We start from the raw sequence: 19,836 nt of genomic DNA on the forward strand, positions 1-19,836 counted from the left end.
TACGTCATTTCGCCTTTTTCAACACGCTCTACAACGCCTAATTTAAAGGCTAAGGTGTAATCTCGTTGTGTGCGCTTACGGCTTGAGTTAATTGATGTTGTCATAAAGAAGTCCTCTTTATGTCAACATATTTCAGGACGGGACAATAGCTAAATAAAAATCCCCGCATTAAGCGGGGATTTTTGCTTTTTAAAGGGTTACACAAATTGCCTGATGGCGATCGCGATAATCAGTACTGGGCACACATACTTCACGTACCTTGGCCAAATGCGCCAGAAGAGTCCTGTGGTATCGACACCCTCTTGTCCACGAATCGCCTTGAGTAACTGGCTTTGGCGCCAAATCCAACCTAAGTAAATCGCAATGCCGAGGGCGACCAGCGGCTGGGCGATTTGGGTGGTGAGCATAATAGTGAAGCTAAATAGCGTCTCAAAAAATACCGCCAACAATAGGGATAATGAGGTCAGCAATAGGCCAATGATCAAGGTTGCGCGCTGGCGGCTGAGTCCGAATTTTTGCATCACATAGCTAGTCGGGACTTCGGCGATGGAAATGGCAGAAGTCAGGCCGGCGATGATCAGCAGAATAAAGAACACCACGCTGATGATGAGGTTGGCTGTGTCACCTAAGGTCGAAAATAAAGCGGGTAAGACAGTAAACACCAGCGCATCTGAATCGAGTAATTTGCCCTCGGCGTTAAAAATCTCCACGCCATTGTGCTGGGCCACATACATGGCAGGGATAATCAAGAAAGCGGCGAGAAAGGCGATGCCGCTATCGGTAAAGGCAACCCAGACGGTCAGTTTGGCAATATTCTCTTTTTGGCTCAAATAGCTGCCATAAACCATCATGGCACCTGTGCCTATGGTGAGGGAGAAGAAGGTTTGTCCGAGCGCGCTGATCAAGGTATCAGGCGCCAGTGCCTTAGCAAAGTTAGGCGTTAATAGTGCGGTAATGCCTTCGCTCGCGCCATTAAGAGTGAAGATATACGCCACGCCCGCGATCAGCATGATCAACAATAACGGCATCAAGCGTTTCGACCATTTTTCTATGCCTTCTTGTACGCCTTGCAGCAATACCAGAAACACGAGTGTGCTGAAGATCAGCGTGAACACCAGATTGCGCGATAGCGAGAAATCCACTAACCAAGCTGCGGTGTCGTTCGAGCCCAAAGCTGTGGCAATCGGGGCGATGGCGTAGCTGACAAACCAGCCAGAAAGAATGCTGTAGAAGGTATAGATTAATCCCGCGGTGACGATGGAAATCAAACCTATCGCCTTGCCTAAACTGCGAGTTAGGGTGTTGAAGCCGAGTTTGCCCATGGCATCGGCGGGGTTGGTCTGTCCGTGGCGACCTATCATGAGTTCGGCCATTAACATGGGAATGCCTAGGATGAAAATCAGTACCAGGTAAACCAGTAAAAAGGCACCGCCGCCATGGGTGGCTGCTTGGGTGGGGAATCCCCAGATGTTACCTACACCAACGGCGCTACCGGCTGCCGCCATGATAAAACCTAAGCGTGAGCTGAAGTGGTTAGTCGAACTTGTATTGGCCGATTGCATTGTGCCTCCCGTAAAAAGAAGGCGTATCTTAGGCGGATAAATAAGAAGTTCAACGCAATTTTAGTGCGTTAAAATGATGTTAATCGGCAATTTATATTCCTATTTTGCAGGTAATTTAGCGTTATATTTCTTCTTGTTGTGTTTTTCGAGACTATATTGCGAGTAGCGACGACGAGCGAGCTCGCTTTAGTGAATAATTGCGATGATAAAAATGCAATGAATTGTGATCTTATGGTCAAAAAATACCGTATGGCAGAAGCTTAGTGGGTATTTTGATGCTATGACTTTACTTGAACCGCGATTGTGACTGGATAAGTCTGAGTCATGTCGCAACATTGAGTGTCAGAGCGCCGTATCTTTTACTGAGCCTATGGTTGAATGGTGATATGGCTTAAGGGAATGGCCGTGTGGTCTTTGACCTTTTTCAACACAAAGCTGGAATGCACACCTGCGATATGCACATTGGTCGTGAGTTTATCTAACAGGAAAGTGCGAAAGTGCGCCATATCTTGCACTAACACTTTGAGTTGGTAGTCGGCTTCAGAACCTGTGATCAGCGCGCATTCTTGGACTTCTTCATAGGCCAGTACATTGGCTTCAAATTGATTGAGGATTGCAGGCGTGTGTTTTTCCATCCGCACATGGATATACGCGGTCAAATGCAGGTTGAATTTATCCGCCGACAGACGCGTTGCATAATCGGCAATATAGCCCGCTTCTTCTAAGGCTTTAACACGGCGCGAGCAAGGGGACGGCGATAGGCCGACTTTATTGGCCAGTTCGAGGTTGGACAATCTGCCGTGGGTTTGCAGTAAACGCAAAATGGTTAAATCGAGTTGATCGAGTTTGTATGGGTGAGTTTCTGTCATCGAAAGCTTAGGGTTAGCTGGGTCAGCCCCTAGTTTGCCAGCCTTAGCCAAGTTTGCCAAAAATCTTGAGTAATCAGGTTGTAAAAGTTGGGGGAGTGATCACCTTTACTGATTGTGAGTGAGGGCGCGCTGTCTGGATCTCCCAGCATTAACCGCTATAGTTATGATACTAATAAGAGTGAGACACTGTATGCGCTTGAGTTTGCTGTTAATCTGCCTATTAATCTTACCGACGTATGCATTTCCTGCCTCGATAACCATTGGTAGTGCGTTAAATCGCCCACCCTATATTATCGAAGATGCCGAATCGGGACTTGAGATTGATATTATTAAGGCCGCCTTTAAGGAAATGGGCCAGTCAGTTAACTTTAAATTTTACTCTCGTAAGCGCCAAGTCTTATATTTCAACAAAGACAGATTAGATGCCGTGATGACCATGAATCCCGCAAATGGTGTCGATGGCTATTGGTCTAATGATTATGTCGACTATACCAATGTGGCAATTAGCTTGGCTGCGCAACACCTTGAAATAAAAAGTATTGCCGATCTAAAAAACTACAGTATTGCGGCCTTTGAAAATGCTCGCCTATTGCTCGGCGCTGAATTTAATGCCGTAGCGCAACAGACGATTTATCGCGAAGTCGATACTCAATTAAGCCAGAATCGTATGTTGTACTTAGGCCGGATTAATACTGTGATTGCCGACCGTTATATCTTTACCCAATTGAATCGGTTTGTTGAACCCAATATCGACACCCAGCAAGCATTGAGCTATCACTTTATTTTCCCGCCGACATCCTATCGCATGGTGTTCCACAACTCAGTCGCGCGGGACACGTTTAATCAAGGGTTGGCAAAAATTAAGGCCAATGGAGTTTATCAGGCCTTAGTGGCCAAATACTTAGGCAGTGCTTAGCTAGGCCTAAGTATTTGGAGAGACTCGGTTGAGGTGAGCAACAACAGAGGTTAGGGTTTGGGCTTGTTCACGAGCGCTTGCGGGAGTGGACGCAGCTTACTGACTAAGAACACGCTCAAGCAGCTGATGAAGGCGGCTAAAAAGGTCGAAAACAGCACATCTTGTGGCCAGTGCATTCCTAATAGCATGCGGCTTAATCCCATCAATAATCCCCAGCTCCATAATGCTATTACAAGGCTAGGTAAGCCTGCGAGCAGCAGATAGTAACTGGCGGTGAGCACGAGCGTCACTGCAAAAATGGTATGTCCAGAGGGGAAGGAATAACCGATTTCATCTTCCCAATGCTGGTGAATGCGCGAGTCGAGCCTCATCTCAGGTTCAGTCACTTTTAAGCCATCGAGCACAGTGGATATTGTCTTGGAGCGCCCTTGTTTATCCAATTGATAAAAGGCATCGAGTGAAAGCTGTTCGTCCGTAGGCAGTGCTTGCTTAGCCAAAAAGACCAGATTAGGTCTGGGCTCTTTAAAATAGGATTTGAGCGTATGGCTCACACTTAAGCTGATGACTTGGCTGAGACTAATGGCTAAAAACAAACTCATAAAGAGGGCTTTAGGCATAAGACGATAGGCGATAGCGAGCACAAACAACACAGTGGCCACGCCATAGGGCGCTGTGCCCGTCATGGTAATCCAATATAAAGTTTGGGCTAAGTGAGAGTGCAGATCGATCAGTGGGAACAGCTGATTCTGGGTCAGTAACAGTAAGCCAGGAATGCTTGCCAGCAATAACCAAGCAAAGCCTAAACGGCGGAAAAGATAGGCGCTATGGATCAAAATATAAGCCTCTTGATAAACGCCATAGGCTACAACGCGGCAATGGCTTTGCCAATCAAAAAAAATCCCGACAGCAAAAAGTGGCGCTGTCGGGGGTCTTCAAGGGTGGATTGGTAGGGCGTTGTTACGCCGTGTTCTTGGGTTGATGCCTGGTGACAAACATCAAAATCAGTAGGACAACGAGCAGTAATCCTGTGCCCATCAGCAGGGCGTAGTCTTCAAGTTGCAGTATCGAGTACAGCACGGCATATAAACTCACCAGCATAATGCCCACTATCGCGCCGCGCTTGATACTTGCCGTGGCGCTGCCGACATAGGCGGATACCGATAGCACAGGAATACAGGCGGCAATTAAATAGGCATGCAAGAAGGCTAAATGCTCAGATAGCGACAGCAGGAGCAAATAGAACAAGGCCATGGCGCTGCCGACTAACACATATTGAATCGTACTAAGACTGTTTTTTTGCCCCAGCTCAAAAATAAATAACATGATAAAAGTCAGTACGATAAACAGTAGGCCGTATTTCACTGAGCGTTCAATCTTGCCGTAGTGAGTCACTGGTTCGAATAAAATCGCATTGGCCGACACTTCAGTGAGAGTCGATTGATTACTCTTAATAAACTCTTGTGGATAGTTACGGGTTAAGTGGCTGATATTCCAACTTGCAGTAAAGCCTTGCGCGTTGATGTCCCGTTCTGCGGGTAATAATCCCTTGAAGCTCGGGTGTGGCCAATCCGCATGAATATTGAGCAGGGTTTGTTCGCCCAGCGGTAAGGCACTAATCGACTGCGAGCCGCGTAGTGTCATCGCAAAGTCCACACTAAAGTCACTCGCTTCACCGACTTGTACACCTTGGTTGAAGCCTTTTTCTAAGCCGCCAGTGGTGCCTAAACCTGTACCCGACATCAGCGAGCCTGACAGCGTGACCGCCTCACCCGTCAATTCAAGTTTATCCACTTTATCAATGGCTTGATTTGATGAGACACCAAAGGCGAGGCGCGCATTTTTATTGTCAAAGGCAATGAGGTTGGGGATTTCATAATGACTTAAACTGAAATCTGCTTTGCCTTGCAAAGTGGCGTTATAAACTAAGGATTGATAAATGCCGCGGGTACGGAAATCATGTTTGAGATCTAAATCTAGTTTGAGTTTTTTCGGCAGTATGACCAATTCATCTTGATAGGTACGCTTTACTTGATGGCGATTTTTGCCATCGGCGCTGACTTCTTCCTGCATCACAAAATAGCTATAGGGAATGACAAGCACAGGTCCTGAGAGCGTTTGCTGCTCGCCCCATGAACGGCCAATTTCATCGACAACACTGTGGTACAGGGCTTCGCGATCTGAGGTCATGTCCATGATGATCCCTAATGGGATCAAAGCTAAGATCGACAGTATGCCTATGGTTAACGCTTTCAATAGAGTCGTGTTTTTAGCGAGTGACGTCCCTTTACTGTGTGAGGACAGTGCCTGTGGCGATTCCATGTCTATTCCTTGATTTTGATTAAATTTTTTGAGGAGTGCGCGCACCACTAAATAGGCCGCGCCACCAAATAAGGCCAAACTAAGTAGGGTGAGTACCCAGAAAATAATACTGAACATTGGATTTCATTCCCTATGAAATACGACCGAGACTTCACCGCTAAGATTGTGCTGAGTTAGCTCGGTATCACGGCGGGTATTAAAACAGATTTCCCCGTAAGAGTTGCGGGCAAGTTGCTGATCAATAGTGGCAAGATTATGGCAGTGGCTGTTAATTAAAATATTAAGCGATACATGAGTTACTCAAAAGCATTGCGCTTTAGCCAAACTTGGGGTGTTTTGACTCATAGTCGTCTTCTTTTCGAATATGCTTAAGCAGTGCTGCGAAGCTTTGCTTAAAGACGTCAAGTTCGGCGGAATAGACTACGGCATGGTGGGAAAACCAGTGCTGTTTTTCTCGCTCACGGTTACTGTAATCGGGCCAAATACGCAGCTCATACTCATCACCTATGACGACAATGACATAGGCGATGGCGCCATTGCTAAAGATGATGCATTGGGGCAGATAAACCAGCTCTTCACCTTTAAATAACTCATACCAGATTGCTTCGGTGCGCCAACTCACTATCGGTAGCGGCGCTTTGATAGAGCAACCAATGGAATGATGTTGATTGAACAATACGGCGTTAATGTCATCCATTGAAAAGGGCTGGTGATCGCCATTTTTAGCGGCAAGTGAATACAAGATATTCATTAAAAATGGCAGCTTAGCGCCATTGCCCGTTTTGCGGCCGCAGAGTTGTGCTTGGCGATAGTAGAGATTCATCATCAATCCTTAATGAGGCGTCAGCGCGCGGTCGGCGCTACCTTGAGCTGTGTAACTCACAAGGCTGTAAAGCGATAGCCGTTAAGTTATAAATGGCTTATGTTATCCGAACAGCGCGCTGCATGAGCTGGTTTGCGGTGTATTTTAGGGGCTCATTTGAAAGATACAAACTACATCAGCATTTTTTAGAATCTTAGTTTTGTCTGTTGGGCTTAGTGTTTGCAGGTTTTACCTTAGGAAACGAGATGTCTAATCCCTTTTCACCCCACGAATGGCTGCAATTAACGATGCAGCAGCAAGGATTATTGCAGCCACAGACCTCGGTGGCTGAGACTATCTCGCGCCTCAGTTATGTGCAAATCGACTCGATTAATGTGGTTGAACGGGCGCATCACCATGTATTGCATAGCCGTATGCCTGGATACCAGCCGAAGATGCTCGATTCGGCTTTGGCTAAAGGTGAGATTTTTGAATATTGGTCCCATGCGGCGGCTTATTTACCGATTGCCGATTACCGGTTTAGTTTGCAACGTAAACAACAGTTGCAAAATGGCGGTAAGCATTGGTTTGAGCCCGACGATAAAGTAATGCAAGAAGTGCGGGCACGAATCCTTGCAGAAGGGCCACTCAAGGCCAGTGATTTTGAACACAGTGAAGGTAAAAACGGTGTCTGGTGGGATTGGAAACCTGCGAAAAAAGCCCTAGAGCAGCTCTTTATGCGTGGTGAGTTGATGGTAGTGCGGCGGGAAAAATTCCAGAAGGTTTACGATCTCACTGCGCGGGTGTTACCACAAGGTATTAATACCGAGGCACCAACAGAGGCTGAGTTTATCCGTTATCTGATTGACCGTTATCTCTATGCCCATGCCTTTGGCACAGCGGCGCAAATTGCCTATTTACGTAAAGGATTAAAATCAGCGGTTGCCCAAGAGCTGGTAGAGATGCACTCACAGGGGTTATTAGCCAGTTTTAAGGTTGCTGGCCAAAGTTACTTCTATCACTGTGCATTACAGCTCAATGCGCCATTATCTAATAAAGTCTGGCTGCTAAATCCCTTCGATAATTTATTAATCCAACGGCAACGGCTAAAGCAATGGTTTGATTTTGATTATCAAATTGAAGTCTATGTACCCGCTGAAAAGCGTCGGTATGGTTATTATTCTTTAGCGATTCTGTGGCGCGACACTTTTGTTGGCCGAGTGGATGTGAAAGCTGATCGCCAAACGGGCATATTGCTATTACAGCAATTGACCTTAGAAGAGGACGTGATGGTGAATGGCTTAGATGAGGATTTCTGTGCTGCATTTGACATCGCCGTCAGTGAATACGCCCGCTTCAACAACTGCGATCGCTGGAAGTTAGTTAAAGCAAATCATAAAGGCCTGAAGCAAAAATATGCACGGCAACAAAAGTGCTAGTCATCAGCCGCTTTAATTGGGATGTCCATAAAGCGAAAGCAGCCATACAGTAAGATCAGATACAGCAGTGGCAGCGCTGCAATGATTAAGGATGAAGTCGCAGTGCTATTGCTAGCAAGGCGATAGCAGGGAATATACACGGCGGGATAAACTAGGCTTCCCCATAGAAAACACTGATTCATCAATCGAGTGATAAAAGCGGGTTTAATGCTTGATTGACTGGCCAGTCCCATCAAACTGGCGAGGAACACTCCGGGATAAGTGAGTAACGGTAGGCCACCGAGCAGGAGGAATGTCCAGCGTATTAGGCTTTCAAAAGTGATTAACTCCACAGCGGTTTCCATCACGCTTATCGTCTTCCTTCTGTTGATGCTTTGTCTAAATCACACAGGCTTGCAGGTCTATTTTGTAGGTCTATTTTACAGGTCTATATTGAGCTACGATCCCGTTGCATCTTGAGCCAGAATCCCTGTTGGCAAAGGTTACTGAAGGATTTCTGCTGCGGTGAAATAACGATTCCGCTCGATGCTATCACCCGATAGTTTATCCAATAGTCTTCGCAAACACTGTCCGATGCCGCCTCAATCATGAGTTGATCTTGCTCGGTTTGCTGGCAGATCACCACGCCGTTATCGAAGTGATACAGCGTTTCTACTTCATGAATATCGAGGTCGTTATCTTGATAGCTATGGCTTTTACTCGAATGGCTCACTACCGATACTAAGTTTGGATATCCATGAATCGCAAGAATATAGCTGGCGAGTTGCTGCATTGTTTCCCCAAGTGACGCACTGCTCGAAGCGTTAAAAACAAAAAAGCACAGCTGCGCTTTCGCTCACCGTGCTTTATTCAATATGCGTAACGTAAGTTAGCCCGCAGCGTTGAGCTTTTTTTCTAACTCATTGACTTGAGCTTGCAGCGCTTCTAACTTTTCGCGGGTTTTCAGTAGCACATGTTGCTGCACATCAAATTCTTCACGGGAAACCATATCCAACTTGAGTAATTGATTTTGCAGAACTTGCTTGCTGCGCTCTTCAAATTCACCGGCAAATTGCTTCAGACCGCTGGGCAAACTTTCGCTCAGCTGTTTCGCCATTTCTTCGATTTTCTTTGGATTGATCATAATCTTGTCCGCCTCTTCACTGAATAGCTCGATTGTAACTCAGTGCGTTAGGTTTCAAAAGTAAAGCTAACGCACGATGGCTTTAGTGAGTCGTTGTTGAGGCTTATATCACGGCTAAGCATGTCTATTGGGTTGAGTTCTGCTCAGCCCAAGCGGGGATTTGTTAGCCTTAAAACCGCCGATTCTGCTATGATCCCATCCCTTTCTGTCGACTTGTTTGGATATTGCGCAAAGATGAAACTCAATCCCGCCCAAAACGATGCTGTTCATTATGTTTCAGGCCCTTGCCTAGTATTGGCGGGTGCGGGCAGTGGTAAGACGCGCGTAATTATCAATAAAATCGGTTACTTGGTCGAAAAGTGCGGCTATAAGGCGCGCAATATTGCGGCGGTGACCTTCACCAACAAGGCTGCCCGTGAGATGAAAGAGCGGGTCGCTCAGTCCATGGGACGCAAAGAGGCCAGAGGCCTGTGGATTTCAACCTTCCACACCTTAGGGCTTGAAATCATTAAACGTGAGCATAAGGTCTTAGGCTTAAAGCCGGGATTTTCGCTGTTTGATGATCAAGATACCTTGGCACTGCTCAAAGAGTTAACCCAAGACGAATTAGACGAAGATAAAGATTTACTCAAAGCGCTCGCCAGTACGATTTCAAACTGGAAGGGCGGTTTAGTTATTCCCGAGCATGCGCGCAAAATCGCTAAAGATGAGCAGCAGCATTTATTTGCCATGTTGTATCAGCGTTATGCCCAGCACATGAAAGCCTATAACGCCTTAGATTTTGACGATTTAATCCTGATGCCAACCTTATTGTTGCGGCATCATGAAGAAGTGCGTACCCGCTGGCAAACCAAGATCCAATACTTGCTGGTGGATGAATATCAAGATACCAATACCAGCCAATATGAAATGGTAAAGCTGTTAGTGGGTGATCGGGCGCGCTTTACCGTAGTGGGTGACGACGATCAGTCCATCTATTCATGGCGCGGTGCTAAACCACAAAACTTAGTGTTATTGGGTACGGATTTTCCGCAGCTTAAGTTAATTAAGCTCGAGCAGAATTACCGTTCTAGTCAACGGATCCTGCGGGCTGCCAACATTCTTATCGCGAACAATCCCCATGTTTACGATAAAGCGCTCTTTAGTGAGCTTGCCTATGGGGAGCCGCTGCGGGTGCTATTTGCCGCCAACGAGGAGCAAGAGGCAGAACGTGTGGTCGCGGAAATAGTGCGACACAAGTTTGTTGGCCGTACTCAGTTTGGCGACTATGCGATTCTGTATCGCGGCAACCATCAATCGCGGTTACTCGAGCGCGCGCTGATGACGAACCGCATTCCTTACAAATTGAGTGGTGGCACGTCATTCTTCGCCCGTGCTGAAATCAAAGACATCATGGGCTATCTAAAGCTGGTGGTGAATCCCGATGATGATAATGCTTTCCTGCGCATCGTTAACTTGCCTAAACGTGGCATAGGCCCATCGACTTTAGAGCGCTTAGGTAATTTCGCTAATGAGAAGCATATTTCTATGTTTGCGGCGATTTTTGAGCCGGAACTCAATCATCATTTGCCGCCGGCGGCCATGTCATCCCTGTATCAATTTGGTCGTTTCATCGTCGAGACCGGGGATCATGCAGAGCGTGGTGAACCTGTCGAGGCAGTGAAGCATTTGATCCGTAAGATCAATTATGAAGATTATCTATACGAAACCAGCACGAGTGCCAAAGCCGCTGAAATGCGGATGAAGAATATCTCAGAGCTTTACCGTTGGGTAACTGAGATGCTCGCAGGTGATGAATTAGATGAGCCAATGACCTTACCTGAGGTCGTGGCTCGACTGACGCTCAGAGACATGATGGAGCGCAATAGTGAGGACGAAGGCGGCGATCAAGTGCAGTTGATGACCTTGCATGCTTCTAAGGGCTTAGAGTTCCCGTTTGTGTTTATGGTGGGAGTGGAGGAGCGGATCTTGCCCCATCAAACCAGCATAGATGAAGACAATGTCGATGAAGAGCGTCGCTTAGCCTACGTGGGCATCACTCGGGCTCAACGTGAACTGTGGTTTACCCTCTGTCGTGAAAGACGTCAATTTGGTGAAACCATGCGTTGTGAGCCGAGCCGTTTTTTGCTTGAGTTACCTCAAGATGATGTGGTGTGGGAAAATCGTAAACCACAGCAAACGGAGCAGGAGCGGATGCAGACTGGGCGAGCCAACATTTCTAGCTTAAGGGATATGTTTAAAAAATAACGAGCGTTTCGCTTACTGTTATTTAAAGTCAATCGCTCGGGTTTTATCTAGGCATATTCGAGCTGAGTACAGATCTGTGGTTGGGCGTCACTTAAGGTAAAAGTGTCGGCTAAAGCAGCCCCCTGACCCAGCTGATAACCCAGTTTACTGAAGATACGTTTTTGTTCAGGGCTATCAATGCCATCAACAAAGGTTTGCAGTTCTAAGGTTGATGCCGTTTTTTGATAAGCGGACATTAATTTAAGCTGCTGTTCAGCGTGTATCTGTTTAGTGAGATTGGCGTCGAGCTTTAAGCCTTTAATCGGCAAAAACAATAAGCTATTTAATGCACTATAGCCGCTACCGTAATGACTGATACCGAGTTTCACCCCGAGTTTCTGCAACAATTCAAAGCCATTGATATGATTTTCAGTCTCCTGCACTAGGGCTTTTTCATTAAAGAATAACCACAAATGGCTCAGGTTTAACTGGGTCTGCTTGAGGGTGTTTTTCAAACTGCGCAGTACGTGCTTATGCTTGAGATGTTGGCTCGAAAGCATCACATGTAATTCAATAGATTCATCATGTTGCTTAAGCAGTTCAGCATAAGTGCGATCTATTATGCTTATCGTATATTTATCGAGTTCAACAGTAAGATGTGATTGTTCAGCAAGTGCACTGAGTTGTTCTTGTTGTAAAAGTCCACGTAGTGGGTGTTGCCAGAACAGACGGCTTTCTAATGCATGCACTTGACCAGTGTTAAAATCGACGACAGGTAAATAACTGAGTTCGATTTCGGCATTGTGTAATGCATGCCGAAATTCATTTTCTAACTCAACATCCTGTATAGCTTGATGTTGGGCGCTATCATCAAAAATAACATAGCAACCCTTACCGTTGGCTTTCGCCTGATACATGGCAGTATCTGCATTACGTAACATAGATTCACTGGTATCGACTTTATGCTTACCACTGATGGTAATACCGATACTGGCGCCAGAGTTAAATTCCATGGTGCCGAGTCGATAGGGTTGGGATATTTTTTGGATCACTCTTTCTGATACATCTCTTGCATCGTTAATGTTGTTAATACTATCGAGCAAGATAACGAATTCATCGCCACCTAGGCGCGCTAAGGTGTCGTTATCACGAATGCAGGACTTGAGGCGGCTTGCGGTCTCAATTAAGAATTTATCGCCTTCTAAATGTCCCATAGTGTCGTTAATCTGTTTGAAGCGGTCGAGATCGATAAAGAGTAGGGCAAATTGTTCTAAGCTGTGGCGACGGACGTGCTTAATCGCGTGAGATAAGCGCTCCATAAACATAGCGCGGTTAGGCAAGCCTGTGAGCGCATCGTGCTTAGCATCGTGAACTAGCTTAGCTTCCATACTGCGGCGTTGTTGAATTTCTTTCTCAAGGTTTTGATTGAGTTCGGCTAACGCTTTCGTACGGTCGATGACTTTTTCTTCTAGCTCTTCATAACTGCGCTGCAAGGACTCAGCGGACAGTTTCTTCTCAATAGCAGAACCAATGTGTTGCGAGACAAATGTCAGTAATTCTAAGTCTTTGACCTGGTAATTCTGCGTCATGCTAAAACTGTAAATCGTCAAGGCACCACGTACTTGATCATGTATAAAGAGAGGAATACCAATCCATTGATGCATAGTCTGAGTATGATTTAATTCTGGTGCTTGGGAATACAGCTCACCAGAGGCGATTAACGCATTGATACTATTTTGATCTAACAGCAGTGGCCGCTTATGTTTGAGCACATATTCGGTTAAGCCGTCCTGTAGCGGCCGAGTTCCTGGGTGCTTATTGGCTAATTGCGAGACATAAAAGGGAAACGTGAGATGTGTTTCTGTGTCATCCAAAAGCGCGATATAGCAATTGTTGGCAGGAATAAGATGTCGAATGATATTATGTAACTGGGCATAAAAGTCTGGGTTGTCGGCACTGGAACTGGCTAGTTCGGCAATTTCGAACAGTGATTTTTGTAAGCGCTCGGCTCTGCGTCTTTCATAGACTTCTAGTTTTAATTTATCATAGGCTTGGCTGAGTTCTCTGGTTCTTTGTTGAATGGCTTGTTCTAATTGCTCTTGATGCTTGAGCCGTTCCATCACTCCTGAAATATGGTGACAAATGAAGGTCATCAACTCGAGTTCGATTTCCCCATAGCTGACATTTGTGTCGTAGGTTTGTACGACTAACACTCCGGTTACTATGTCATCGTGTTTAATGGGCACGCCAAGCCATAAATGGCAGGGAGAACCTAAGTTAACGATTTCCTCTGCGGCAATCAGTTCATTGACTTTGTCATTATCACATAACAAAGCCTTACCCGTTCTAAGAACGTAGCCCGTTAATCCCTGTTGTAATAATGTTGATAATGATTGTTCTGGATAAAGCTCTGCAGGATGCGCGTCTTTTTCGTCGGCGAAAAAAGGGATAGCAAGCTCGCCAGTGCTGATATCAAGGGTTGAAATAAAAAAATTATCAGCGGGGATGAGTTGTTTTAGGTGGCTATGCACGCCGACATAGAATTCTTCGAGTGAAGAAGCATGGGTCGCAATATTGGATATTTCGAGTAATGCGTTTTGAATGATCTCAGCATGCTTATACTTATGCGCTAATTGTTTTAAGCGAATAATTTTTTTGCGTAAGCGTTCAGCTTCATTTATACGAGGCTGGCCAGTTTCATCTTCATCCTTAAACATGATACTCACTAGTTAAATATAGGGTTGTTTTTACCAATCTCTATAATTAGCATGAAATACTGTAACATCCAAGTCATATTTTGGCTGCATTTTGCTTTAAAAGTCAGCTAATGTGATAAAACTTGAGCAGTTAGTAAAAAAAGTGCAAAACAGCTATAGACTCAAAGGGGATTTGACCATAGTATATGCGGCGCTAACCAAGGCGAGCGCCCATAGCTCAGCTGGATAGAGCGCACCCCTCCGGAGGGTGAGGCCGAAGGTTCGAATCCTTTTGGGCGCACCAATTCCGAACAGAGTTGTGAGCTTTTAGGTTAGCAAGATAAGTGAAAGTCAGTGGTGATTGTAGCTCAGTTGGTAGAGTCCCGGATTGTGATTCCGGTTGTCGTGGGTTCGAGCCCCATCAGTCACCCCATTTCATTTATTTTATATAAAGATTGATATTCTCGGTGATTAGCGCAGTCCGGTAGCGCATCTGGTTTGGGACCAGAGGGTCAGAGGTTCGAATCCTCTATCACCGACCAAATTCTTCGCATAGCTAGCGAACTTAATGTAAGTTAAGTAAATAGTGAACAGTTTACGGTGATTAGCGCAGCCCGGTAGCGCATCTGGTTTGGGACCAGAGGGTCAGAGGTTCGAATCCTCTATCACCGACCAAATAAGTAAAAAAGCCTCAGCATTCTTAATGAATACACTGGGGCTTTTTTGCATCTGCGGTTTGCTTGTCTTTATTGGAATTAAGAGCCTTATTGTTAGAAAGAAGAGGTTGAATCCTCACTCTTTCAGCACATCGACCAAATAAGTAAAAAAGCCTCAGTATTCTAATGAATACACTGGGGCTTTTTTGTATCTGCGGTTTGCTTGTTTTTATTGTTATTAAGAGCATTATTGTTAGAAAGAAGAGGTTGAATCCTCGCGCTTTCAACGTATCGACCAAATTCAACGCATCGAACAGATAAGTCGAAACGTCTCAGCATTCTTAATCAATACACAGGGACTTTTTTGTATTTGTGCAATGTAGCTTCATATAGAAATTGTTTATGCGTTTGCTTAAACTCTATGTAGGCAATACAGATGTGCAACGGTATCGATATAGCCATTCTGTCGTTAGAAAAGTAAAAAGCTCCGCAAAGGAGCTTTTTACTTTTAATATCACTTCTTAATTTGGCTTAATCAAGACTCACCGGAGGGGCGATAAAGCCTTGATAGGCATCTGTTCTAAGCTCGTTAAAGCGCTCTAGCTGAGCTTTTTCTTGAATACCCGTCACTATGACTTGAATATCTAATCCTTTCGCTACGTTGATTAGCGCGCGGCAGAGCTCACTATTATGGTGTGTCTCATCATAGTAGGCGAAGGATTGATCGAGTTTCACATAACTCGGTCTTAATTCCTGTAGATAAGACATAGAGCCAAACTGACGGCCAAAGTGATCAATGCCGAACTTAGCGCCATTATCTCGAATAATGTTACATAAGTGCTGACACGACTTAAGATCGCTATAAACGCCTGCCTCAGGGATTTCGAAGCAGATCCGCTCAATAAATGCGGCATTACGTAAGAAGTGATTGAGCCACTCATGGAAGTGAGGATCGTTAATACTTTGGTGGGTTAAATTAATCGCGAGCGGTTCATAGCTACGCTCTAGCAGTTTCTGCTCGTAGACGGTTTCAATCAAACATTTATCGAGCAAGGCACCGAGTGATAAGAGCTCGATATAAGGCATAAATTGCCCTGCATGGGCGAGTTGATCGCCGAGCTCTAATTGGCAATATAATTCCCGCTGCGCTATACCATCCCCATCGCAAAACTGGATAGGCTGCCATCTAAACTTAAACTTCTTATTACTGATGGCATGGCTAAGGTTATCCCGCCACTGTTCACGGGTGAATAGTTGCTGCTCTGTGGTTTCAAACCAATGGAATGTTTTATTCTCTTGTAACGCTTTTTGAAGGGCGTTGTCGGCTTGGGCCAAAATATCCGACACATTCATTTGCCCAATACGCTCCGCAATACCAATAGCAAAGTCTTCATTAGGCTTACAGCCTGCCTTTGACATTTCTTGGTTGATGGTGCGGATAAGCGTTTGTAAATATTTGCTGATTTGATCGTGTTCAACATCAGTCACTAAAAATGCAAATTCATAGGCGGCAATGCGGCCTATGACAGACGGTGTTATTTCGTTTAACTGCAGCTGAAACTTCTCTGCCAAGATCCGTATGGTTTCATCTCGAACTTGGTAGCCATATTTGCTGTGCACTTCTTCGAGCCAGTCGAGTTTAGCCAGGAATAACGCGCCGCTGCTAGGTTCACTCAACCAACCATTTAAACGGCTCACCACGTATTGGCGGTTAGGCAGGCCTGACGCAGGATCGACAAGATTCTTCTTACGTAACGCGCCGACTTCTTCGTCGAGGGAATGAAACACTTGCTTCAACTGCGCCGACATACTGTTAAATGCGGTCACTAAGTCTTTCAATTCAGTGGTCTTAGGTAATGCCATGTCTGGGCCAAATTGGCGTGCCGCAATACTTTTCGCGTGTTCCGACAAAGTGTGTAGAGGTTTCAATATCCACGTTAAACCAATTCTTGCGGTAAAAATGGCGACGAGGAAAAGTAGAGAGAAGGCAATGATCGTATTGGACATGATTCGCCACAGCTCATGGTAACCAAACCCAGGATGAGCGGTGATCTCAAGTTGCGCGAGTTGCAACCAGCCAGAAGTAATAGTGCTTTGTTTTTTTATGGTTTTAAATAGATTTAAATTGATAAACCATTGAGGTACATCTTCAATTCTTAAAGGGTTATTCCACTCTTGTTGCTTACCATCCACCATCCATGTCAGCTTTACATTTTGATAATAGCCACCTTCGAAGATGACATTCACTAAGGTTTCTGCCGCTGCGGTATCGCCAGCTTGAAGTGCTGGAGTAAGCATTAGACCAAGTGAAGTGCTGGCATTGTTTAGATCTGACTCCATTTGCTTGGTTAAAAAGCTTTGAGTCTCAGTAAATTGCACATAGCCAAGGCTTGCAACTACGAGCAAAAATAGGCTAAAAAGCAGCGAATAAATCTGTCTAAACAGTGTCATTTTTGGTGCTACTCCAGTTTTAATTTTGGTTGTCTAAGGCGGTCAACACCTAATCTATGGTTAAGATCGTTCCATTTTTCTAGCCGTGTTGACGAACCCGCTAGTACACCTCGACCTTGCTCTTTATTGAGCCATAACTGTTTACCGTTAAAGCTATAAACAGGTAGTAGATCTTTTCTTTTGGTGGCAGGCTTTATTTCATGATCAAGATTATCGAGAACTAAGGGGATCGATGCTGGTGTCTCATAGTAAGCCAATACCATGTGGTATTGATTCACCGTAGTCGCTTTAACCATAGTGATCCGCATCTTGTCCTCTTGCACGCCAAGTTGGAGCAAGGTGAAGTATTTAGCGATCGAAAAATCTTCGCAGTCACCACCATTCACGCCAATAAACTCCATCGGCGTTGCCCAATAATTTGACTCACCCCATAATTTACTGTCATCAATAAAGCGGAATAAGTTGAAAAAGTTATTCACTTTTAATAACTTTTCTTTTTCATCCAGTGCACTCGCTTCCGATAAAACTTTGAACCAAGCCCTAGCTCGCATCCCTGCACGCTCACCATAACGTTTTTCAAGGGTTGAAGTGATCTTCCCTTCATCAAGGTTTTGTGTGGGGGCAGCATATAGGCAGCATATGCCTAAGGCTGACGCTATTAGGCTAAAACGGCAGACTCGCAATAATGAATGTTTATAACCAAGTCTGCCGTTCATAACCTAATGTGTGAGTCCTTTATTTTGTGTTGTCATCGACCGAGTAAATCGTCCATTTCATGTCTGTGGCCGTATCATCACCGGTTACTTCAGCCACGACACGGCGGTTACGAATTTCAGCCTCTGGAGTACGTTCTAAAACCACTGGATTACTAGAACCATAGCCTTTAGCTGTGAGCCGGTTTCTATCGATACCAAATCTTTCTGCTAGCACTGCTGTCACTGCATCGGCACGTTCTTGGGACAATACTAAGTTGCGCTCATCGGTTCCCGTGCGGCTAGTGTGCCCTTCAATTGTCACTTTAGTCGTTGGGTATTGTTGTAAAAATACAGCGACTTCCTCAATTTGAGGATAGTACTCTGGTGCAATATAAGCAGAGTCATTTGGGAATAAAATGCTTAACTCTTTACGCTCGTTAATCGCTTTGATTTTGCCACAGCCATAGTTGTCAGTGCCGGCACCTTGTGCGGTATCATTACAGCGTTCACGGGCCTCAATAACACCATCTCCATCTTTATCTGATAGATCATAGGCTTGAGTTGTGGTCATTTCGTCAATATTAACTGTATCGCGCATTGAACAACCAGCTAAAATCGTGACACTGAGAAAAAAGATTATCGTTTTCATTGGTTGGCTCCTCCTTCATAGTTGCGTTCTCCACGCCATGCTTCAGGTCTGGTGACTCTGAGAGAGTCTAATAAGCGTCCTGTGGAATTTAGAACGCGATACTTAGCAATGATTTCATCATACTCTGCCTGTAAATAGTCTTTACGAGCTTCGAAGAGCTCATTTTCGGTATCCAACAAGTCGAGAAGACTGCGTTGGCCTAAATTGAACTGTTGTGCATAGGCTGATTGGGTATCTTTTGCGGCTATGACATGGTCTCGGATGTATTGCTTTTGAGGTGCCAGTAATTCAAATGCGTTCCAAGCGAGATTGACGCCTTCCACGACTTCGCGCTGGGCACGCTGACGGATTTCTTTGGCTTCACCAAGTTTGTAGGCCGTTTCTTTCTCACGGGCAAGATCTTTACCGCCCGAGAATAAGTTATACTTTACTCGAACCATGGCCATTAAATCATTGCTATAGCCACCCACATCACTGCGGAAGGCTCCTGCGCCAGAGATACCATCTTCGCCGCCGACATCATTATTCCAATTACCATTCAGCTCCAAAGACACCTGAGGGTAGTAATTAGATTGTACTGAAGAGCGCTCATTTTCTGCGGCGCTAATATCGTTTGCTGCAGATTTGAGTATGGGGTGATTCTCCTGTGCTGCGATAATGCCAGAGCTTAGATCCTTTGGCAGCATTTCTGCATCGGGAACAGGTAAGATTAAGTCTGCTGGTGCCGATTCTACAATTCTGATGTATTGCGCTTTTGCATCAAGTAAATTGTTGCGAGCAGAAATCACGTTGGCATTAGCCCGCGCCAAACGTCCCGTGATTTGAGAGAGATCTGCAATTGAGCCTAAACCTGAATCAGTACGTTGCTTGATTTGGTCATAAATTTCTTTATGGCTGTTAAGGTTTTTCTCTGCTAATTTCAGCACTTCATCAGTGCGCAAATAGTTGAGGTAGACCTTACTGACATCGAGTGCCATATCTTCAGCTGCAGCAAGCAGTGCCCATTGGTCTGCGCTGGCTTCAAAGCTATAACGATCAACTTCGCTGCTGGTATAGAAACCATCGAAAAGCATTTGTTTTAAGCTAACACCAAACTCTCCGCGGTTTAATTCTGCCACCCCTTTGCTATCGACATCGCCGATATTTGGTCGTCTACGGGTCGATACGCTATCAGTCTGTTCGTAGCCGTAGCCACCACTGACATCAATAGTCGGCATATAGCCTGCGATTGCTTGATTAACTTGTTCTTCACGCGCTTTAAAGCGGTTGAAGGCAACACGTAAATCAGGATTCGTATCAAGCGTATGTGCAACGGCTTGTTCTAACGTCTGGCTTTGAGCCGATAAAGGTAACAGGATCAATGACAGCACTATGGCTATCTTTGAACATTGAAATTGTCGTCTTGCTGAAGTCTTCATGACCAACCTCCCGGT

General features: G+C 45.3%; 16 protein-coding genes and 4 tRNA genes. 7 read left to right on the forward strand and 13 right to left on the reverse strand.

The window, feature by feature from the left end:
* Nucleotides 1-197 precede the first annotated feature (197 nt).
* A complete protein-coding gene (locus MO387_RS19515; protein WP_107946319.1) occupies nt 198-1,562 on the reverse strand; it encodes a sodium-dependent transporter in 1,365 nt (454 codons plus the stop codon).
* A gap of 368 nt (nt 1,563-1,930) precedes the next feature.
* Nucleotides 1,931-2,431, reverse strand: coding sequence for an Lrp/AsnC family transcriptional regulator (locus tag MO387_RS19520; protein ID WP_006083449.1), 501 nt, complete (start codon nt 2,429-2,431; stop codon nt 1,931-1,933).
* Between the two features lie 190 nt (nt 2,432-2,621).
* Here MO387_RS19520 and MO387_RS19525 point away from each other — a divergent pair, with 190 nt between their 5' ends.
* Nucleotides 2,622-3,347 (forward strand): transporter substrate-binding domain-containing protein, encoded by a 726-nt coding sequence (locus MO387_RS19525; protein ID WP_107946320.1) that lies wholly within the window; start codon nt 2,622-2,624, stop codon nt 3,345-3,347.
* Nucleotides 3,348-3,397: 50 nt separating this feature from the next.
* Here the strand turns inward: MO387_RS19525 and MO387_RS19530 are convergent, their stop codons facing one another.
* The 3 genes from MO387_RS19530 to MO387_RS19540 form a co-directional block, all read right to left on the reverse strand.
* Complete coding sequence (locus tag MO387_RS19530) at nt 3,398-4,180, reverse strand: phosphatase PAP2 family protein (protein WP_107946321.1); 783 nt, start codon at nt 4,178-4,180, stop codon at nt 3,398-3,400.
* 124 nt (nt 4,181-4,304) lie between these two features.
* On the reverse strand, nt 4,305-5,783 hold the full coding sequence (gene creD, locus MO387_RS19535; protein ID WP_107946322.1) for a cell envelope integrity protein CreD: 1,479 nt from the start codon (nt 5,781-5,783) through the stop codon (nt 4,305-4,307).
* Between the two features lie 199 nt (nt 5,784-5,982).
* Nucleotides 5,983-6,489, reverse strand: coding sequence for a hypothetical protein (locus tag MO387_RS19540; RefSeq protein ID WP_107946323.1), 507 nt, complete (start codon nt 6,487-6,489; stop codon nt 5,983-5,985).
* Between the two features lie 245 nt (nt 6,490-6,734).
* On the opposite strand from MO387_RS19540, the gene MO387_RS19545 reads away from it, so the two are divergent.
* Complete coding sequence (locus MO387_RS19545; protein WP_107946324.1) at nt 6,735-7,907, forward strand: crosslink repair DNA glycosylase YcaQ family protein; 1,173 nt, start codon at nt 6,735-6,737, stop codon at nt 7,905-7,907.
* Here the strand turns inward: MO387_RS19545 and MO387_RS19550 are convergent.
* From MO387_RS19550 to MO387_RS19560, 3 genes are all read right to left on the reverse strand, one after another.
* Nucleotides 7,904-8,251: a hypothetical protein gene (locus tag MO387_RS19550; RefSeq protein WP_107946325.1), complete on the reverse strand. Its 348-nt coding sequence runs from the start codon at nt 8,249-8,251 to the stop codon at nt 7,904-7,906. The genes MO387_RS19545 and MO387_RS19550 overlap by 4 nt on opposite strands.
* A gap of 83 nt (nt 8,252-8,334) precedes the next feature.
* Nucleotides 8,335-8,679, reverse strand: coding sequence for a hypothetical protein (locus MO387_RS19555; RefSeq protein ID WP_107946326.1), 345 nt, complete (start codon nt 8,677-8,679; stop codon nt 8,335-8,337).
* A 96-nt stretch (nt 8,680-8,775) separates the two neighbouring features.
* Nucleotides 8,776-9,030 carry an accessory factor UbiK family protein gene (locus MO387_RS19560; RefSeq protein WP_006083441.1) on the reverse strand — a complete coding sequence of 85 codons (255 nt, stop codon included), beginning with the start codon at nt 9,028-9,030 and terminating at the stop codon, nt 8,776-8,778.
* Between the two features lie 234 nt (nt 9,031-9,264).
* Here MO387_RS19560 and rep point away from each other — a divergent pair, with 234 nt between their 5' ends.
* Nucleotides 9,265-11,277: a DNA helicase Rep gene (gene rep / locus MO387_RS19565; RefSeq protein ID WP_107946327.1), complete on the forward strand. Its 2,013-nt coding sequence runs from the start codon at nt 9,265-9,267 to the stop codon at nt 11,275-11,277.
* Between the two features lie 47 nt (nt 11,278-11,324).
* On the opposite strand, the gene MO387_RS19570 is transcribed toward rep, so the two are convergent.
* Nucleotides 11,325-13,973, reverse strand: coding sequence for a diguanylate cyclase (locus MO387_RS19570; protein WP_107946328.1), 2,649 nt, complete (start codon nt 13,971-13,973; stop codon nt 11,325-11,327).
* Nucleotides 13,974-14,179: 206 nt separating this feature from the next.
* On the opposite strand from MO387_RS19570, the gene MO387_RS19575 reads away from it, so the two are divergent.
* The 4 genes from MO387_RS19575 to MO387_RS19590 all read left to right on the forward strand — a co-directional run bounded on the left by MO387_RS19575 (nt 14,180) and on the right by MO387_RS19590 (nt 14,627).
* Nucleotides 14,180-14,256, forward strand: a tRNA-Arg gene (locus MO387_RS19575).
* A gap of 53 nt (nt 14,257-14,309) precedes the next feature.
* Nucleotides 14,310-14,385 (forward strand) — tRNA-His (locus MO387_RS19580).
* Nucleotides 14,386-14,417: 32 nt separating this feature from the next.
* Nucleotides 14,418-14,494: transfer RNA gene (locus MO387_RS19585), tRNA-Pro, on the forward strand.
* Between the two features lie 56 nt (nt 14,495-14,550).
* Nucleotides 14,551-14,627, forward strand: a tRNA-Pro gene (locus MO387_RS19590).
* Nucleotides 14,628-15,139: 512 nt separating this feature from the next.
* Here MO387_RS19590 and MO387_RS19595 read toward each other — a convergent pair.
* From MO387_RS19595 to MO387_RS19610, 4 genes are read right to left on the reverse strand one after another with little or no spacing between them, the layout of a single operon-like run.
* A complete protein-coding gene (locus tag MO387_RS19595; RefSeq protein WP_012588738.1) occupies nt 15,140-17,059 on the reverse strand; it encodes an EAL domain-containing protein in 1,920 nt (639 codons plus the stop codon).
* An 8-nt stretch (nt 17,060-17,067) separates the two neighbouring features.
* Nucleotides 17,068-17,775, reverse strand: a complete 708-nt coding sequence (locus MO387_RS19600; protein ID WP_107946336.1) for a transglutaminase-like cysteine peptidase — start codon at nt 17,773-17,775, stop codon at nt 17,068-17,070.
* Nucleotides 17,776-17,794: 19 nt separating this feature from the next.
* A complete protein-coding gene (locus tag MO387_RS19605; protein ID WP_107946337.1) occupies nt 17,795-18,403 on the reverse strand; it encodes an OmpA family protein in 609 nt (202 codons plus the stop codon).
* Nucleotides 18,400-19,821 (reverse strand): TolC family outer membrane protein, encoded by a 1,422-nt coding sequence (locus tag MO387_RS19610; RefSeq protein ID WP_107946338.1) that lies wholly within the window; start codon nt 19,819-19,821, stop codon nt 18,400-18,402. The genes MO387_RS19605 and MO387_RS19610 overlap by 4 nt, the downstream gene beginning before the upstream one ends.
* Nucleotides 19,822-19,836: the final 15 nt, after the last annotated feature.

The organism is Shewanella sp. N2AIL (assembly GCF_022690845.1).
Classification (GTDB): Bacteria; Pseudomonadota; Gammaproteobacteria; order Enterobacterales; family Shewanellaceae; genus Shewanella; species Shewanella baltica.

What these genes read in the sequence shown, in the direction of transcription:
- MO387_RS19515 (WP_107946319.1), bottom strand. Translation starts at nt 1,562, where the DNA reads ATGCAATCGGCCAATACAAGTTCGACTAACCACTTCAGCTCACGCTTA.
- MO387_RS19520 (WP_006083449.1), bottom strand. Translation starts at nt 2,431, where the DNA reads ATGACAGAAACTCACCCATACAAACTCGATCAACTCGATTTAACCATT.
- MO387_RS19525 (WP_107946320.1), top strand. Translation starts at nt 2,622, where the DNA reads ATGCGCTTGAGTTTGCTGTTAATCTGCCTATTAATCTTACCGACGTAT.
- creD (WP_107946322.1), bottom strand. Translation starts at nt 5,783, where the DNA reads ATGTTCAGTATTATTTTCTGGGTACTCACCCTACTTAGTTTGGCCTTA.
- MO387_RS19540 (WP_107946323.1), bottom strand. Translation starts at nt 6,489, where the DNA reads ATGAATCTCTACTATCGCCAAGCACAACTCTGCGGCCGCAAAACGGGC.
- MO387_RS19545 (WP_107946324.1), top strand. Translation starts at nt 6,735, where the DNA reads ATGTCTAATCCCTTTTCACCCCACGAATGGCTGCAATTAACGATGCAG.
- MO387_RS19550 (WP_107946325.1), bottom strand. Translation starts at nt 8,251, where the DNA reads ATGGAAACCGCTGTGGAGTTAATCACTTTTGAAAGCCTAATACGCTGG.
- MO387_RS19555 (WP_107946326.1), bottom strand. Translation starts at nt 8,679, where the DNA reads ATGCAGCAACTCGCCAGCTATATTCTTGCGATTCATGGATATCCAAAC.
- MO387_RS19560 (WP_006083441.1), bottom strand. Translation starts at nt 9,030, where the DNA reads ATGATCAATCCAAAGAAAATCGAAGAAATGGCGAAACAGCTGAGCGAA.
- rep (WP_107946327.1), top strand. Translation starts at nt 9,265, where the DNA reads ATGAAACTCAATCCCGCCCAAAACGATGCTGTTCATTATGTTTCAGGC.
- MO387_RS19570 (WP_107946328.1), bottom strand. Translation starts at nt 13,973, where the DNA reads ATGTTTAAGGATGAAGATGAAACTGGCCAGCCTCGTATAAATGAAGCT.
- MO387_RS19595 (WP_012588738.1), bottom strand. Translation starts at nt 17,059, where the DNA reads ATGACACTGTTTAGACAGATTTATTCGCTGCTTTTTAGCCTATTTTTG.
- MO387_RS19600 (WP_107946336.1), bottom strand. Translation starts at nt 17,775, where the DNA reads ATGAACGGCAGACTTGGTTATAAACATTCATTATTGCGAGTCTGCCGT.
- MO387_RS19605 (WP_107946337.1), bottom strand. Translation starts at nt 18,403, where the DNA reads ATGAAAACGATAATCTTTTTTCTCAGTGTCACGATTTTAGCTGGTTGT.
- MO387_RS19610 (WP_107946338.1), bottom strand. Translation starts at nt 19,821, where the DNA reads ATGAAGACTTCAGCAAGACGACAATTTCAATGTTCAAAGATAGCCATA.